Origin of the sequence: Streptomyces hydrogenans (assembly GCF_014656075.1) — a bacterium.
Lineage (GTDB): Bacteria > Actinomycetota > Actinomycetes > Streptomycetales > Streptomycetaceae > Streptomyces > Streptomyces hydrogenans.
Genome location: NZ_BNBS01000035.1, coordinates 1 through 17,957 on the forward strand (window position 1 = coordinate 1; position 17,957 = coordinate 17,957).

A 17,957-nucleotide genomic window follows, 5' to 3' on the forward strand; every position below is an offset into this window, starting at 1 on the left:
GGGCACCAGTGCCGCGCCGGCGCCCGCGGCGGCGAGCGCCGGCACGACGACCGTGGAGCCCGTCCGCTCGCTGCCGCCCGGCGCCACGCTGCGCAGCGCGGGAACGGGCGGCTACATCGTCTCGATGCCCACCGACACCTCCGACGAGCGGATCCTCCGCTGGATCCCGTACGCGGGCGGCACGCACCGCGACGACCACCGTTCCTTCGAGTGGCACACCCGTCCGTCCGGCGACCTGGTGGCCGCGACCCTGGAGGGGTACGACGGCGCGCTGACGGACCTGGCGACCGGGGAGTCCTTCCGCATGGAGGGCGTGCCCGGCTGGACGGACGCCGAGTTCGCGGGCACCGCGGGGCGGGCGATCGGCGTGCGGGCCTTCGGCCGGGTGTACCTGGACACGAAGGACGCGGCGCCCCGCGCGATCACGGGGCTGCCCGAGGGGAGCACGTACGGGGACCTGCGTCCGGGCACCGCCGCGGTCGGGCTGCTCGACCACAGGACCGCGACGGGCGAGCGGCGCGTGGGGCTCGTCGACCTGGCCACCGCCACCGTCACCGAGTCGTACGCGCGCGTGGAGGCCGTCTCGGCGACCCGGGTGGCCTGGACCGAACCGTCCGTCGGCACCACCCCGCGCCGGGTGGTGGTCCACGACCGGGCCTCCGGGGCACAGACCGAGGTCCCGGTGAGTTCCACGGTCTCCCCGCTCCCGATGGGCCTGCTCGGCGACTGGCTGCTGTACGGCACCTCGGCCACGCACCTGGGGACCGGCGAGACGGTCACGCTCTTCGACCGCGTCGAGACCCTGGTGCCCGCCCCGGACGGGACGGCGAGCGTCGTCCAGGGCAGCTCGGCCCGGGACGGCGCGGGCCTGCACCGCGTCGCGCTCGGCACGGACGGCAGGCCCACCACCCGGCTGCTGGCCCGGCAGGGCACCGCTTCCTCCTTCGTCCACGACATCGACGCCGACGGCTTCCCCGACCTCCTCGGCCGGGACTCCGCGGGCGCGCTGTGGCGGGACAGCGCCGGGGACGGCCGGAGCCGGGTCTCCGTAGGCACCGGCTGGAAGGGCTACGACAAGATCGAGGTCGTCGGCGAGGTGGAGAAGCACGCCCCCTCCCACGCCTTCACCGCCGACGTCGTCGCGCGCGACGCCTTCGGCGTCCTCTGGCTGCACCAGGGCGACGGCGCCGGCGGCTTCCGCCCCCGGGTGAAGATCGGCGGCGGCTGGCAGACCTACGACCGGATCACCGGCGGCTCCGACCTCACCGGCGACGGCACCGCCGACCTCGTCGCCGCCGACACCACCGGCGCCCTCTACCTCTACGCGGGCACCGGCACCAGCACCCGCCCCTACGCGCCCCGCGAGAAGATCGGCACCGGCTGGGGCGTCTACAACCAGCTCACCTCCGTCGGCGACATCGCCGGCGCCGCCGGCGGCGACCTCGTCGCCCGCGACAAGGACGGCGTCCTCTGGCTCTACCTCGGCAAGGGCGACGGCACCTACACCGCCCGGACGAGGATCGGCGGCGGCTGGCAGATCTACGGCCAGATCACCGGCGCCGGGGACGTGGACCACGACGGCAGGGCCGACCTCCTCGCCCACCACCCCAGCACCAAGAAGGTGTACCTCTACAGCGGCACCGGCGACCGGCTGAAGCCCTTCCGCGTCCGGGCCCTGTCGGACGTCCAGGCGGGATACACGTACAACCACCTCGCCTGACCGGGGGCCGGTGAACGGAGCGACACTGAACGAAAGTTCGGATCGTCCGTACAACCAGTCGATCTCCTCGTGAGTCTGACCGGGCACGGCACGCCCGTGCCCGGTCTTCCCGTGGGAGTTCACCTTGCAGTACCGCACCGCCGGCGCCCGCCTGGCCTCCGCCGTCACCGCCGTCCTCGCCGTCACGGCCCTCGGCGCGGGCACCCTCGCGACGGCGCCGGCGGCCTTCGCGGCGACCTCCGGAACCACCGCCGCCGGTGCCGCCGCCGCGCAGGAGGACGCCCTGCCCGCCTTCCCCGCGGGCGCCACGGTCGCGGGGGCGGGCGCCACCGGCTTCCTCACCTACGACTCCTACGCCTCCGAGAACTCCCCCGAGCTGCTCTGGACGCCGTACGGGGGCGGCGCGCCGACCCCGCTGACCCGCCCGGAGGGCGGCGCCTGGGCGACCTCGGGCGGCGACGTGGTCGCCCTGGGCGACGCCGGCTTCATCTCCGAGTTCCGCAAGCTCACCCTGCGGAACATGGCCGTGCCCGGCGCCCCCGGCGTGGACCTCGACCTCGGCTCCCTCGGCGGCAACTACGTGGCCGTCCTGGGCCCGTCGAGCGTGCTCGCCCAGATCACCGAGGCCGACGGCACGGCCGAGCTGCACGTCGTCACCCAGGGCGGGAGCGCCGCGCCGACGACGCGCAAGGTACCGGGGCTGCCCGCCGACGCCACCGACTTCTTCACCAGCGCGCCCGTCAAGGACGGCCTCGTCCTCGTCGGCTACGAGACGGGCCCCTCGGGCGCGCGCAAGGGCGGCCGCGCCCTGATCGACCTCACGCAGAACAAGGTCCTGGAGACCTACGCCTCCGCCGAGTCCGGCTACGGCTTCAGCCACCTCATGTTCTCGGACACCCACGTGGCCTGGCTCGACTGGGCCAGCGGCACCGGGCTGTACGTGACCTCCGTCGACCGTGCGACCCGCGCGACGAAGCAGACCGTGCTGGGCTCGCGCGGCGACGAGTGGTTCGTCGAGCTGACGGGTGACTGGCTGGTCCACGGGGCCAACGGCGAGGCCGTCACCGCCGTCTCCCTGACCGACGGCACGAAGCGCGCCGTCGCCGACAGCGTGACCGGCAGCGACAGCGCGGCCGACGGCAGCATGGTGCTGACCGGCAGCCGCGGCGCGGACGGCGACGGCCTGTTCCGGGTCACGGCCGCCGGAGGCGGCGACCCGACCGTCACCAAGACGGCGGACATGGTCGCGCCGAACCCGCCGGCCTTCGTGAAGGACGACGTCCCCGCGACGACGAACCTCGACGCGACCGGCGGCGAGGTGCGGCTCGGCTGGACGCTGTCCCACGCCGACGCCTACATGTTCGTCACGCTCACCCACCTGGCCACCGGCAGGCAGTACCAGCAGTACGTGCACTCCCCCACCGACGACGAGAACTTCTCCTTCGTCTGGGACGGGCACGTCGACGACGACGACGCGCCGAACGGCACGTACCGGGTGGACGCCGAGGCGCATGCGCTCAACGGGCTCGGCGAGCCCGCGCGCCGGACCGACCAGCTGGTCCTCACCCGCACCCCCAACCCCCACGACTACTCGAACAACGGCTCCACCGACGTCCTCGCGCGGGACGCCGCCGGCGTGCTGTGGCGCGACGAGCTGAGGGACCGGCCGCAGAACGGCGTGGTCGTGACGGCGGGCCGGACCAAGGTCGGCGCCGGGTGGAACACGTACAAGCAGATCGAGGCCGTCGGCAGCATCGCCGGCGCCGCGCACGGCGACCTGGTCGCGCTCGACGGGGCCGGCGTGCTGTGGCACTACCTCGGCAAGGGCGACGGCACCTTCACCGCCCGCACCAAGGTCGGCGGCGGCTGGCAGAACTACACCCGGCTGACCGGCGGTTCGGACCTCGACGCCGACGGGCGCTCCGACCTCCTGGCCACGGACGCGGCCGGCGCGCTCTGGTTCTACAAGGGCACCGGCTCCGCCACCAAGCCGTTCGCGACCCGCGTGAAGGTCGGCGGCGGCTGGCAGGTCTACAACCAGCTCACCGCCGTCGGGAACATCGCGGGCACCGCCGCCGGCGACCTCGTCGCCCGCGACAAGGACGGCGTCCTCTGGCTCTACCAGGGCAACGGCCGCGGCGGCTTCGGCGGGCGCGTCCAGATCGGCGGCGGCTGGGGGGCCTTCTCGCACCTCGTCGGCGCCGGCGACGTCGACAACGACGGCCGCCCCGACCTCGTCGCCCACGGCCGCAACGGCACCTACGTCTACAAGTCGACCGGCACGGCCAACCGGCCCTTCACCCGTCTGACCACCGACCTGTACGCGGGCGAGGGCAGCACGTTCGGCCAGGTCGTCTGATCCCCTCCGTCCTCCGAGGAGTCTCGTGAACCACCGCGTTTCCGGGCGCCGGCTCGCCGCCGCCCTCCTCACCCTCACCACGGTCACCGCCGTGACCGGCACCCTCGTCACGGCGCCGGCCGCCGTGGCCGCCGCCACCGCCGACGGGCGGTGCGTGCCGGCCGCCGCCGGGCTGCTGCCCGTCGGGGCGGAGATCGCCGCCACGGGCGCGTTCGGCTACGTGACGACCTGCACGGACGAGAACGGCGAGACGCGTGTCGAGCGGCACGCGCCGGACGGCACGGTCTCGGCCCTGAACGCGTCGGCGGTCCACGACTCGTCGTCCGACTGGCTGGTGACGAACGACAACGGCACCGTCACCGCCTGGAACCCGACGACCGGGACGTACACCCACCACACGCTGCGCGGCGACCTCGTCGGCGTCGCGTACAACGTCGCGTACGAGAGCCTGCCCGCGGAGTCCGGCGAGGGCCGCGAGCTGTGGCAGCTGCGCAACGACAACGGCGCCGTCAGCCGGACGAAGCTCACCGACTCCGTCGGCAACGCCTTCAACGACTACACCGAGACCGCGCACAAGGTCGTCGCCGCGGGCCGGGACGCCGACGGCCGGCCCACCGTGCTGATCCTCGGCAAGGGCTACCGCACGGTCCTGAACGACCGGCGTCCGTACACCTTCCAGGCCCGGCTCCCGATCCCCACCGGCGGGCCGATCACCCAGGGATCGCTGGGCGGCGGCGGTGACTGGAACGAGGCGACGACCGGGGCGGTCACCCCGAAGTACCGGGCGTCGATCACGGACACGGCGGACGGCGGTCACACCCTCAACCACCTGGCCGTCGGCAGCACTTCGGACCACGACATCCCGCTCACCGACATCGCCGGACAGCCGGTCCTGGCCGGGATCATCGGCGACACGGCCCTGTACGCGGCCCGGCGCGACCCGGGCGCCGGCCCCGAGGTGCTGACCCCGCTGTTCGCGCGGAACCTGGCGACGGGCGGAGCCCCGTACAAGGTCCTGGAGAACTTCTCGTCCGTCGCGCACGCGGCGGACGGCAGCCTGCTGGTGCGCGGGGCGAGCGCCGAGGCCGACGGGCTGTTCGCCCTTGGCCGGGACGGGACGGTGACGCCCGTCCTCGTCGCCGGCACCGGCCGGGTCGTGGCGCTCAGGGTGACCGGCTCGACCGTGCCGGCGTCGGTGAGCCTGGAGAAGCCCGGGACGAGCGTCCCGCTCTCCGTCCGGCTCTCGCGCGCGGACGCGACCGTGGACCTGACCCTCACCCACACCGCCACCGGCCGGAAGCTGACCAAGCGGCTCGTCCGGTCCGGCGACGAGCCCCTGTTCACCGGGGCCTGGGACGGCGTCCTGGGCGGGATCAGCGCCCCCAACGGCGGCTACACCTGGCAGGCCGCCGCCACCTCGCTGGACGGCGCCGCCCACGACACCGCCTCCGGCACCCTCGCCGTGACCCGTGCCGCCAACCCGCACGATCTCAACGCCAACGGCTCCACGGACCTCCTGGCCCGGGACGCGGCCGGGACGCTGTGGCGGGACGACCTCTTCGACTGGCCGGTCGGCGGGCAGGTGAGGCCGGCCGAGCGGACGAGGATCGGCACGGGCTGGAACACGTACCGGCAGATCGAGGCGGCCGGGAACATCGGCGGCGCGGGCCACGGCGACCTCGTCGCCGTCGACGGGTCGGGCTACCTCTGGCACTACCTCGGCAAGGGCGACGGCACCTTCACCGCCCGCACCAAGGTCGGCGGCGGCTGGCAGGGCTACACCCGGCTGGCCGGCGGCTCGGACCTCGCGGCGGACGGCAGGGCGGACCTCTTCGCCGTCGACACGGCCGGCTCCCTCTGGTTCTACCCGGGCACGGGCAGCGCCTCGCGGCCGTACGGGACGCGCGTCAGGATCGGCGGCGGCTGGCAGGGCTACACCCAGCTGACGGCGGTCGGCAACATCGTCGGCGACGCGGGCGGCGACCTCGTCGCCCGCGACAAGGACGGCGTGCTGTGGCTGTACGAGGGCAACGGCTACGGCTTCAAGGGCCGGGTCCGCGTCGGCGGCGGCTGGAACGCCTTCCGCGAGCTGGTGGGCGCGGGCGACGTGACCGGCGACGGCCGGCCGGACCTGATCGGGTACGGGGCGGGCGGCACGTACGTCTACCGCTCCAACGGCACGGTCCAGTCGCCCTTCACCCGCCAGTCGACCCCGCTCTACGTGGGCGAGGGCAGCACGTTCACCAGCGTCTCCTGACGGCGCCGGCGCGGCACCGGAGGCGGGAACGGGCGCGGGAACGAAGAACGTGTCTCGTGCCGTACAACCATATATACGGATCAAGAGTCCCCTAGGGCGGTACGCACCCGTGTGCGTACCGCCCGGTCTCGTTCCAGGCAGTACCTCCAGGGGGAACACCTTGACTTCCGTACGCTCCGCGCGAAGCCGCCGTCTCGGCGCGGCCGTCGCCACCGTCCTCGCCGCGACCCTCGGCGCCGGCGCCCTCACCACCGGCCCCGCGGCCGCCGCCGTGAGCGCCGCCCCGCAGGCCGCCCCCACCGCCGACGGACTCGGAGTGGTGCCCGCCTTCCACAAGCTGCTCGGCGGCGGGAAGCACGGCGCCTTCACGATGGACGGCAACCGGTACGACCACCAGGACCCCACCTACGGGCGGCTGACCTACACGCGGTACACCGACGGCACCACGATCGAACTCGACATGATCAGCGCGGAGGACCGCGTCGTGGCCACCGGCGACACCGGGGCCGTGATCAACCCGTTCGAGACGTCCGTCACCGTCTTCGACGGGGCGCGGGGAGGCTCCTACACCCTGCCGGTCGACGAGGACACCTACGACCTCCGGGAGATCGGGCTCGCGGGCGGCGGGCTGCTCGCCGTCTCCACCACCGGCCCGCAGCCCGTCCTGAAGCTGCACACCGTCGCGGAGGGCAGCCGGGTGATCGACGGCATGCCCGGCAAGGACGCGACCCCGACCCTGGCGTCCGCCACCGACGCGCACGCCCTGCTCCTCACCAAGGACGCGGGAGGCGCGGCCGTCTGGGCCGTCGTCGACCTGGCCACGGCGAAGGTCGTGGAGACCTACGCCGTCCCGGCCGCGGCGGACCCGTCCTCCGTCACCTTCTCCGACCGGCGGATCGCCTGGGTCGAGTACCCGGCGGACGCCGCCCCCCGGGCGGTCGTCCGCGACCGGACCGGCGGCGCGGACAGCACGGTGCCGCTCCCCCAGGCGCCCGACCGGGACTACGACCTCGGCCTGGTCGGCGACTGGCTGACGTACAGCCGGCCCGGCGGACTCACCGCCACCACGCCCTCCCCGGCACGCCCCCTGACGGCCCGCCACCTGACCGGCGGCGAGTCGTTCGAGCTGCTGGACCACACCGTCCGCTCCACCGACAGCCCCGCGGGCGGCCAGACCGTGTGGGGCGGCAGCGTCGCCGGCGGAGCGGACGGCGAGGGCGTCCACCAGATCACCGCCGGCCCGGACGGCGTGCCCCGGGCCGTGCAGGAGGCGACCACCGGCGAGTCCACCGCGCTGCGGCCCGCCTCCTCGGAACTCCCGCACGACGGGAAGTGGTTCCGGCCGGTGAACGGCGTCCTGGCCCCCCTCCGCTTCGACTTCGCCCTGAACCGGGGCAACGTGCGGGTCGACGCCGTCTTCCGGCACCAGGACGGCAGGAAGCTCACCCGCACCTGGACCGCCACGGACCGGAACGTGCGGTTCGACTGGAACCACTACATCGGCACCACGGAGAACGGCGAGCCCCGGTACTCCGGCGCACCCAGCGGCAGCTACCAGGTCTCCTTCACCTTCACCCCGCTGAACGGAATCGGCGAAGCGGTGCGGGTGGAGGGCCAGCTCGCCCTCGAACTCGGCATCCGGCCGCACGGCTTCGACTTCGACACCACCCCCGACCTCCTCGCCCGCGACGCCGACGGCGTCCTGTGGACCGACACCACGGTCCTGACCCCGGAGGGGGAGCTGGACGGGCGGCGGGCACGGGTCGGCGGCGGCTGGCAGGCGTACGACCGGATCGAGACCACCGGGGACATCGCCCTCGCCAACAGGTCCGACATCGTCGCCCGCGACCGGTCCGGCGTCCTGTGGTTCTACGAGAGCAACGGCTACGGGCGCTTCTTCGACCGGTCCCGCGTCGGCGGCGGCTGGCAGGTGTACGACCAGCTGTCCGGCGGCTCCGACTACACCGGCGACGGCCGCCCCGACCTCCTCGCCACCGACAAGACCGGCGTCCTGTGGCTCTACCGGTCCACCGGGAACGTCGACGCCCCCTTCGCCGCCCGCAAGAAGATCGGCTCCGGCTGGGGCGTCTACAACCAGCTCGTCGGCACCGGCAACATCGCCGGAGCCGCCGCGGGCGACCTCCTCGCCCGCGACAAGGACGGCGTCCTCTGGATGTACCTCGGCAAGGGCGACGGCACCTTCACCGGCCGCACCCGCATCGGCGGAGGCTGGAACGCCTACACGGAGCTGATCGGCGGCGGCGACGCCGACAACGACGGGAAGCCCGACCTGTTCGCGTACAGCGCCGCCGAGCGGAAGACGTACTTCTACGGCGGCACCGGCGACCGCACCAAGCCCCTCAAGGTCCGCCGGGCGAACACGGTCTTCGCCGGCGGCGCGTACAACCACGTCGCCTGACCACCGGTCCACGAGGGCGGCGCGCCCACCGGGCGCGCCGCCCGTCCCAGACAGGGGAACACCTCATGCCCGATCGCTCCGCCGGACGCCGCCCCGGCGCGTCCGTCGCCACCGTCCTCGCCGCGACCCTCGGCGCCGCCGCCCTCGCCGCCCCGCCGGCGGGTGCCGCCGACGCCCCCGCCCCCCTCCGGATCGAGCCGCAGGCGGCGGTCGTCGCCGCCGGGTCGACGGGCTTCCTCCTCGCGACGAACCGCTACCGCGGGGACGATCAGTACTGGGTGCGGTACGACACCGGGGAGCGCACCCCGATCGACGGAAACCAGTACATGTACCCGGGGGAGAACCTCGTCGTCGGCGACCACGTCCTGCTGTGCGGGTCCGGCACTCCCACGGTGCGGAACATGACCACGGGCACCACCGTCCTGACCATGCCCGAGGGGAGCGGCGAGCGGTGCGCCGGGCTCGCCGGCGGCGCGATCTTCCTCACGTTCTGGAACGGGACCGGCAAGCTGCGGATGTACGACGCCGAGCACGGCAGCCGCACCGTCACCGGCATCCCGGAGGGCTCCACGCGCGTGGAGGTGCGACAGGGCACCGCCACCCACGCGCTGCTCCGCTACCAGGGCGCCGACGGCGTCGCGCACCGGGGCACCATCGACCTCGCCGACGCCGCCGTGGCGGAGGACTACGCGGCGCCGCTCGCCTCCGAGTGGCACTTCGAAGCGGCCCTCTCCGACACCAGGATCGCGTGGAACGAGTACGACCCCGCGACCAAGAAGTCCACCGTCGTCGTGCACACCCGGGGCAAGGCCGAGAAGCAGGTCGTCGAGGCGGCCAAGGACGCCCACGTCGCCTTCCTCGGCGACCGGCTCGTCCACTCCGCCCCGGACGGCACCCAGGCACTCGCCCCGTCGCCGCTGAACCGGCTGAACGTCGTCGACCTGAAGACCGGCACCACGACCCGGCTGCTCGACCACGTGCGGACCGTCGCCGCCGCCCCCGACGGCGACCTGCTGGTCAGCGGCGGCCAGATCGGCACGGGCGACGGCATCTTCCGCGTCTCGGTCGGTGCGGACGGCACGCCCACCGCCGCGTTCCTCGCCGACGGCGGCTACCCGGCCGGGTTCGCGGAGGTCAGCGACCCCCACCTGCCGCCCGCGACGGTCGACTTCGACACGACCTACAGCGCCCCCTTCGAGCAGTTCTTCAACCACAAGGGCGTGAGGTTCCGCTACACCCTCACGCACGTGCGGACCGGCAAGACCTACTCGCGCGTCCAGAACGGCTACGTCAGCGCCGGGGACGACGCCTACTACCCCGACGGCATCCCCCTGGGCGGGGAATGGACAGGCACCCTCCGCGGGAACGCCGCCGGGCCGGACGAGGAGATGGCCGCCTACAACGGCGCCTACACCTGGAAGTCGGTCGCCGAGTCCGGCGGCGGCTTCGGCCCGCCGATCGGGCGGTCCGGCTCCTTCACCGTCACCCGCGCGCAGAAGCCGCACGACTTCGACGACAACGGCTCGCCGGACCTGCTCGGCCGCGACGCCTCCGGCGTGCTGCGGACGCACGACTCCGGGTACATCGGCGGCGGCTGGCAGATCTACGACCGGATCGAGGCCACCGGGAACATCGCCGGCACCGGCGTCGCCGACATCGTCGCCCGCGACAAGGCGGGCGTCCTCTGGCTGTACCAGGGCGACGGCCGCAACGGCTTCGCCGGCCGGGTGAAGGTCGGCGGCGGCTGGCAGACCTACGACCAGATCGCCGGCGGTTCGGACTTCACCGGCGACGGCCGCCCCGACCTGGTCGCCTCCGACAAGACCGGCGTCCTGTGGATGTACAAGTCCACCGGCGACACCACCAAGCCCTTCGACACCCGCAAGAGGATCGGCTCCGGCTGGGGCGTCTACAACCAGCTCGTCGGCACCGGCAACATCGCCGGAGCCGCCCACGGCGACCTCCTCGCCCGCGACAAGGACGGCGTCCTCTGGATGTACCTCGGCAAGGGCGACGGCACCTTCACCGGCCGCACCCGCATCGGCGGCGGCTTCGGCCGTTACAGCGAACTCGTCGGCGCCGGCGACTACAACCGTGACCGCTACCGGAGGAACGACCTGCTCGCGGTCGACCCGGTCACCAGGACCACCTACGTGTTCCGCGGCACGGGGCAGCGGTACACCCCGTTCGACCTGATCCGCTCGACCACGCCCCTCTTCCAGGGCCGTTCGTACAACCTTCTCGGCTGACCGGTTGTCCTACAGGCAGGTTCGCGCGGTTGTACGAACCTGCCTGTCTGCACCTGGAGGGGTCTTGCTTCCCGTACGCGTCACGCGACGCCGCACCGCCGCGGCCGTCGCCACCGTCCTCGCCGTCACCCTCGGCGCCGGAGCCCTGACCGTCCCGGCCGCCGTGGCGGCCCCCGTCACCGCCGCCGCGGCGACGGGGGCGCAGGAGACGGTGGCCCAGATGCCGCTGCACACCGTCGTCGACGCTCCCGGCGGCAGCGCCGGCTTCTTCGTCGACAACTGGTTCCGGGGCGACTCGGTCGCCTGGACCAGCTACAAGGACGGCAAGACCGTCCCGCTGGGCGACTACTCGGAGATCTACGGCGGCGACCTGTACGTCGACTACAAGGGCAACGTCGTCGACATGGCGACCGGAGCCCGCTACGAGCTGCCCGCGGAGAACGCGAACGCGGTGGGCGTCGCCGGCCCGTACGTCTTCACCGCCTTCACCTTCGACAACACCTCCGGCACCGGCGTCACCACCCTCTGGGCCCACACCGCCGAGGGCCAACGTCAGATCACCGGTCTGCCGGCCGGCGCCCAGGAGTTCTTCGTCCGCGGCGGCACCGGGAAGGTCGGCCTCGTCCGCTTCAAGGGCGCCAACGGCGACCGCTACGAGGGCCTCGTCGACCTGGCGACGGGGAAGGTCACCGAGATCTACGAGGTGCCGGGCAACGGCGCGTTCACCGCCTCGGACACCCGGGTCGCCTGGGTCGAGACCAACGCGTCCGGCGCGCGGCGGGCGGTCGTCGTCGACCGGAACACCGAGACGCGGAAGACCGTCGACCTCGGCCCGGTGAACGCGTCCCCCCGCATCGCCCTGATCGGCGACTGGCTGCTGGCCGGCGCGTACCCCGGGGCGTACGGGATCGACCCCGCGCTCGACTACCGGCTGCGCGCCTGGAACCTCGCCGACGCCTCCGCCGCACCGGTCAAGCTGCTCGACCGCGTCCAGTCGATCCAGCCGGACGCCGGGAACGGCCTGCTGATCAGCGGCGGTCTGGTCGGGACGGGCGACGGCACCTACCGCATCGACCTCGACGCGGACGGCAGGCCCGCCGCCACCTTCGTGGCGGCGAACGGCTCGCCGACCGAGACCGCGGAGCTGTCGCCCGCGAAGGTGCCGTCGGGCACGGTGGACCTGAACGGCAGCGACGACCTCTCCTTCCGGTGGAACCTGAACCACTCGGACACGCGGGTCACGGTGGAGCTCAAGCACGTCCGCACCGGCGTCACCTACCGCGCGGTCGAAGAGGGCTACGACGAGGCCGGCGGCTGGGACAGCAACTACGACGAGGGCTTCCCCATGGGCCCCAGCTGGTGGGGCCAGTTCACGAACGTCGACGGCACGAAGGCGCTCCGCTCCCCGTCCAACGGCGACTACACCTGGGAGATGACCGCCGAGTCGCTCGTCGGCGCCGGTCCCGCCCTGAAGAGGTCCGGCTCCTTCACCGTGACCCGCACGCCGAGGACGCACGACTTCGACGACAACGGCTCCGTCGACCTGCTCGCCCGCGACGCCTCCGGCGTCCTCCGCTCGGACAGCTCGCTGCGCCAGGGCCGCTACGGCGAGGCCGAGGTCCCGGAGACGACGATCGGCGGCGGCTGGCAGATCTACGACCGGATCGAGACCGTCGGCAACGTCGCCGGCTCCGTCCACGCCGACGTCATCGCCCGCGACAAGGCCGGCGTCCTCTGGCTCTACCAGGGCAACGGCAACGGCGGCTTCGCCGGACGCGTCCAGGTCGGCGGCGGCTGGCAGACCTACGACCAGATCAGCGGCGGCTCCGACTACACCGGCGACGGCCGCCCCGACCTGGTCGCCTCCGACAAGACCGGCGTCCTGTGGATGTACAAGTCCACCGGGAACGCCACCAAGCCCTTCGACACCCGCAAGAAGATCGGCTCCGGCTGGGGCGTCTACAACCAGCTCGTCGGCACCGGCAACATCGCCGGAGCCGCCCACGGCGACCTCCTCGCCCGCGACAAGGACGGCGTCCTCTGGATGTACCTCGGCAAGGGCGACGGCACCTTCACCGGCCGCACCCGCATCGGCGGCGGCTTCGGCCGCTACGGCGAACTGGTCGGCGCCGGCGACTACGACCGCGACGGCAAGAACGACCTCCTCGCGGTCGACCCGGCCGCCAAGAAGACGTACTACTTCGAGGGCACCGGCGAGCGGTACACCCCGTTCGACCTGGCCCGCGTGAGCACCACCCTTCACGCGAACGGTTCGTACAACCTTTTCTCCTGATCGATTGTCATACGGGTCGGTCCGCATGCTTTTGCGGACCGGCCCGTCTTCGTCTGGAGAGCCCGTGCTTCCTGTGCGTCTCACCCGCCGCGCCGCGGCGGCCGCTGCCACCGTCCTCGCCGTCACCCTCGGCGCCGGAGCCCTGACCGCGCCGGCCACCGCGGCGGACGCGGCGACCGGCGCGGCGACGCAGGAGGGCGTCACCCGGATGTCCCTGAACTACGTGGTCGACGAGGCCGGCAGCACCGGGTTCTTCGACAGCCTCTGGTTCAACGAGGGCGTCCGCGCGTGGACGAGCTACACGGACGGCCGGTCCTACAGCCTGAGCCGCTACGCGAAGTCGGTCTCGGTGGTGGGCGGCGACCAGTTCGTCGACAGCGAGACCGACACCGTGATCAACATGGCGACGGGTGCCCGCTACCAGCTCCCCACCAGCAACAACTGGGAGATCGGCATCGCCGGTCCGTACGTCTTCACCACGCTCTCCCCGGCCTCGGGCGTGACGCTGTGGGCCCACACCGCCCAGGGCAGCCGGCAGATCACCGGCCTGCCCGCCGGCGCCAAGAGCGTCTCGGTCCGTCCCGGCACCGCGCGGTACGCCGTCATCGCCTTCACCGACGCGGACGGCGGACGGCACCAGGGCCTGGTGGACCTCGCGGCGGGGAAGGTCACCGAGGTCTACGCGGTCCCGGCGTCGGCCTCCTCGTTCACCTTCTCGGACACCCGGGTCGCCTGGGCGGAGCGCGACGACGCGTCCGGCACGGCGCGGGCGGTCGTCCTCACCCGGGGGACGGACGAGCGGAAGACCGTCGACCTCGGCACCATGCCCCGCACCGCCGAGGTGCAGCTGGTGGGAGACTGGCTCCTCGACGGACTGCCCCTGCGGGAGGGCCGGGACCTGACGCCCGGCTACGGCCTGCGCGCCCGGAACCTCGCCGACGGCTCCGCGCCGGTCAAGCTGCTCGACTACTTCCAGACGATGACCCGCGACACCGGCGGCGGCGTCCTGGCCAGCGGCGGCCGGCTCGGGAAGGGCGAGGGCGTCCACCGGATCGAGCGCGGCGCGGACGGCCGGCCCACCGTCACCCTCGTCGCGAGCAACGGCTCGCCGGCCGAGACCGCGGAGATGCGGGAACCCCTGATGCGGAACCCGGTCGACCTGGACCGGGAATCGAGCGTCTCGTTCCACTGGTACGTGAACCACTGGGACACCAAGGCCACCGTGCGGCTGCGGCACGTCCGTACCGGCAAGACCTACGACTGGGCCTCGGACGGCTACGGCGGGGGCCGTCGCATGGACGGGAACAACAACGACTACGGCGACGGCTTCTCCATGGGCCCCGGCGACTGGGTGGGGACGTTCGGCACCCAGGACGAGAGCGCGCCCGGCACCACCATCGCCTACAACGGCGCCTACACCTGGGAGTTCACCGCGGAGTCCCTGGCCGGTCTCGGCCCCGCCGTGAAGAGGTCCGGCACCTTCACCGTCGTCCGCAGCCCCAAGCAGCACGACTTCGACGACAATGGCTCGCCCGACATCCTCGCGCGCGACGCCTCCGGCGTCCTGCGGTCGGACACCTCGGTCCGCTCCCGCCGATGGAGCGCCCTGACCGAGTTCGAGGTCCCGGAGACGACGATCGGCGGCGGCTGGCAGATCTACGACCGGATCGAGACCGTCGGGAACGTCGCCGGCTCCGTCCACGCCGACGTCATCGCCCGCGACAAGGCCGGCGTCCTCTGGCTCTACCAGGGCGACGGCAACGGCGGCTTCGCCGGCCGCGTCCAGGTCGGCGGCGGCTGGCAGACCTACGACAGGATCACCGGCGGCTCCGACTTCACCGGCGACGGCCGCGCCGACGTCGTGGCCGTCGACAAGGCGGGCGACCTGTGGCTGTACAAGGCCACCGGCAGTGCCACCAAGCCCTTCGACACCCGCAAGAAGGTCTCCTCCGGCTGGGGCGGCTACGACCAGCTCACCGCCACCGGGAACATCGCGGGCGCCGCCCACGGCGACCTCGTCACCCGTGACGCGAACGGCGTCATGTGGATGTTCCTCGGCAAGGGCGACGGCACCTTCACCGAGCCCACCCGCCTGCGCGAGGGCTTCGGCCGGTACAGCAAGTTCATCGGCGCGGGCGACTACGACGACGACGGCAGGAACGACCTGCTCGCCGTCGAGGCCGCCACCGGCAAGACGTACCTCTTCCAGGGCACGGGCGCCCGCACCACCCCGTTCGAGCGGGCCCGCATCGGCACCGCCCTCTTCTCCTCGGGGTCGTACGACCTGTTCGGCTGACAGCACCGTCCCTCCCTCCGAAAGGGCGAAGCAGATGAACCAGCGCCACTCCCCCCGCCGCCTGGCGACCCTGGTCCTCGCCCTCTCTGCCGTGACGGCGGTGACGGGGACCCTCGTCACCGCCGTCCCGGCGGCCGGGTCCACCGGGGCCGGGGCCCGCCCGGCCGCCGCCGACGCGGCGACCCTGCCCGTGGACGCCGAGGTCGTCGGCTCCGGGGCGACCGGATACCTGACCACCCGTGAGGACGCCGCCGGGAAGCCGGTGCTGGAGTGGCGGACCTTCGCGGACGGAGCGGTCACGGTCCTGCCCGGGGCGACCGTCGGATACGACAGCCGCTCCGACCACGCCGTGGTCAGCGGCCCGGACGGCGTGACCGTCCGGGACATGCGGCCGGGCGCCACCTGGTCGGCGACCTACGACCTGGCGGAGGAGTTCCGACCGGGCTCGCGGATGGCCGGCGCGGTCGGATCGCACCTGTTCGTCAACGTGCCGACGGACTCGGGCTTCTGGGACCTGTACGAGCTGTACGAGACGCCCGGCGGCGAGGTGCGCAAGACGCGGCTGACCTCGCGCCCGCGCGGGCTGGGCTCCACCGTGGCGGCCGCCTCCGGTGACAAGGCGCTGATCCTGGGCCTGAACCAGGTGACCGAGAACCTGCGCCCGGTGGCCCACTGGCGGGCCGTCGCGACCCTCGGCGGCGGCGCGGTCGTGGACGGGGAGGGCGCGCACGACCTGGGCGGGACGGGCACCTGGCCGTCCCCGGTGACGGGCGCGCTCACCCCCGCGTACCAGGCGTGGACCTGGTCCGAGGCGGGCGGCACCGGCATCGTCGTGGCCTCGGCGGACGGCGAGCGCCGGCTGCCGCCCTGGGTCTCGGGACCCCCGTACCTCGCGGGGATCGTCGGGGACACCGTCCTGTACGGCCCGGTGCGCACCGTCGAGTCGTCGCCGGACGACGAGTTCCCGCTGTACGGACGGGACCTGCGCGACGAGGAGAGCGCGCCCTACCGGCTCCTCGGGGAGTTCACGAGCGTGGCGCACGCGCCCGACGGGAGCCTGCTCGTGCGGGGCAGGTCCGCCGAGCACGACGGGCTGTTCCGGATCTCGGCGGGCGCCGGGCGTCCGGTGGCCTCGCTGGTGGCGGACACCGGGCGGGACGTGGCCCTGCGGATCGTCGCCTCGCACGTGCCGGCCGTGGTCGACATGCAGAAGCGGAACGGGCCCTACCGGATGGACTGGGTGCTCAACCAGGCGTGGGCCTACGTCGAGGTGACGCTCACCCATACAGCCACCGGCGCCACCCTGCGGACGTACGCGACCCGGACCGGCTACGCGGACTCCGACCCGTACGTCTTCGACTGGGACGGGCTCCTGGACGGGGCCGCCGCGCCGAACGGCGCCTACCGGTGGGAGGTGACGGCCCGGTCCTCCGACGGGATCGCCGCCCCGGCGACCGCCTCGGGCTCGTTCACGGTCCGCCGGGACCGCAACCCGCACGACTTCAACGACAACGGCTCGACGGACCTGCTGGCCCGGGACGCCTCGGGCGTGCTGTGGCGGGACGACCTCCTGGACTGGCCGCTGAACGGCCGGTTCGCCGCGGCCCGGCGGACGAAGGTGGGCGCCGGGTGGAACACGTACAAGCAGATCGAGGCCGTCGGGAACATCGCGGGCGCCGCGCACGGCGATCTGGTGGGGGTCGACGGGGCCGGCCTGCTGTGGCACTACCTCGGCAAGGGCGACGGCACCTTCACCGCCCGCCGCAAGGTCGGCGGCGGCTGGCAGGTCTACGACAAGATCACCGGCGGCTCGGACCTGAACGGCGACGGCCGCCCGGACCTCGTCGCGGCGGACCGGTCCGGCGGGCTGTGGTTCTACAAGGGCACCGGCGACGCGGCCCGGCCGTTCGCCGCCCGGGTGCGGGTCGGCGGCGGCTGGCAGGTCTACGACCAGCTCACCGCCGTCGGGAACATCGCGGGCACCGCCCCCGGAGACCTCGTCGCCCGCGACAAGGACGGCGTCCTCTGGCTCTACCAGGGCAACGGCCGCGGCGGCTTCGCCGGACGGGTCCGGGTCGGCGGCGGCTGGCAGGCGTTCTCGCACCTCGTCGGCGCGGGCGACATCAGCAACGACGGCCGCCCCGACCTCATCGCCTACGGCAGGAACGGCACCGCGCTGTACGAGGCGACCGGTTCGGTCACCCAGCCCTTCTGGCCCAGCGCCGTCGAGCTGTACCCGGGCGAGGGCGGCACGTTCGACCCGGTCCTCTGACCCCCGCCCGTCCCCTCATCCGTTCACCCCGGGGGTCCCGCGGGTGCCGCGCTCCCCGCGTCACCCGCACCCCCGGCCCCACACCCAGGAGG

Annotated in this window: 8 protein-coding genes; all 8 read left to right on the forward strand. The window is 73.5% G+C overall.

What is annotated here, in order from left to right; all coding sequences use genetic code 11:
- Positions 1 to 1,720: FG-GAP repeat domain-containing protein (locus tag IE321_RS16810; protein ID WP_229916424.1), on the forward strand; the 1,720-nt coding region annotated here is incomplete at its 5' end.
- A 124-nt stretch (positions 1,721 to 1,844) separates the two neighbouring features.
- On the forward strand, positions 1,845 to 4,079 hold the full coding sequence (locus tag IE321_RS16815; RefSeq protein ID WP_190223491.1) for an FG-GAP repeat domain-containing protein: 2,235 nt from the start codon (positions 1,845 to 1,847) through the stop codon (positions 4,077 to 4,079).
- A 25-nt stretch (positions 4,080 to 4,104) separates the two neighbouring features.
- Complete coding sequence (locus tag IE321_RS16820; protein ID WP_190223492.1) at positions 4,105 to 6,336, forward strand: hypothetical protein; 2,232 nt, start codon at positions 4,105 to 4,107, stop codon at positions 6,334 to 6,336.
- Positions 6,337 to 6,496: 160 nt separating this feature from the next.
- Positions 6,497 to 8,755, forward strand: a complete 2,259-nt coding sequence (locus tag IE321_RS16825; RefSeq protein WP_190223493.1) for an FG-GAP repeat domain-containing protein — start codon at positions 6,497 to 6,499, stop codon at positions 8,753 to 8,755.
- 65 nt (positions 8,756 to 8,820) lie between these two features.
- Positions 8,821 to 11,004: an FG-GAP repeat domain-containing protein gene (locus tag IE321_RS16830; RefSeq protein WP_190223494.1), complete on the forward strand. Its 2,184-nt coding sequence runs from the start codon at positions 8,821 to 8,823 to the stop codon at positions 11,002 to 11,004.
- 64 nt (positions 11,005 to 11,068) lie between these two features.
- Positions 11,069 to 13,297 carry an FG-GAP repeat domain-containing protein gene (locus IE321_RS16835; protein ID WP_190223495.1) on the forward strand — a complete coding sequence of 743 codons (2,229 nt, stop codon included), beginning with the start codon at positions 11,069 to 11,071 and terminating at the stop codon, positions 13,295 to 13,297.
- A gap of 64 nt (positions 13,298 to 13,361) precedes the next feature.
- Entirely contained in the window at positions 13,362 to 15,593 is a 2,232-nt protein-coding gene (locus IE321_RS16840; protein ID WP_190223496.1) for an FG-GAP repeat domain-containing protein, read from the forward strand.
- Positions 15,594 to 15,627: 34 nt separating this feature from the next.
- Entirely contained in the window at positions 15,628 to 17,865 is a 2,238-nt protein-coding gene (locus IE321_RS16845) for an FG-GAP repeat domain-containing protein (RefSeq protein WP_190223497.1), read from the forward strand.
- The last annotated feature ends 92 nt before the right edge of the window (positions 17,866 to 17,957 follow it).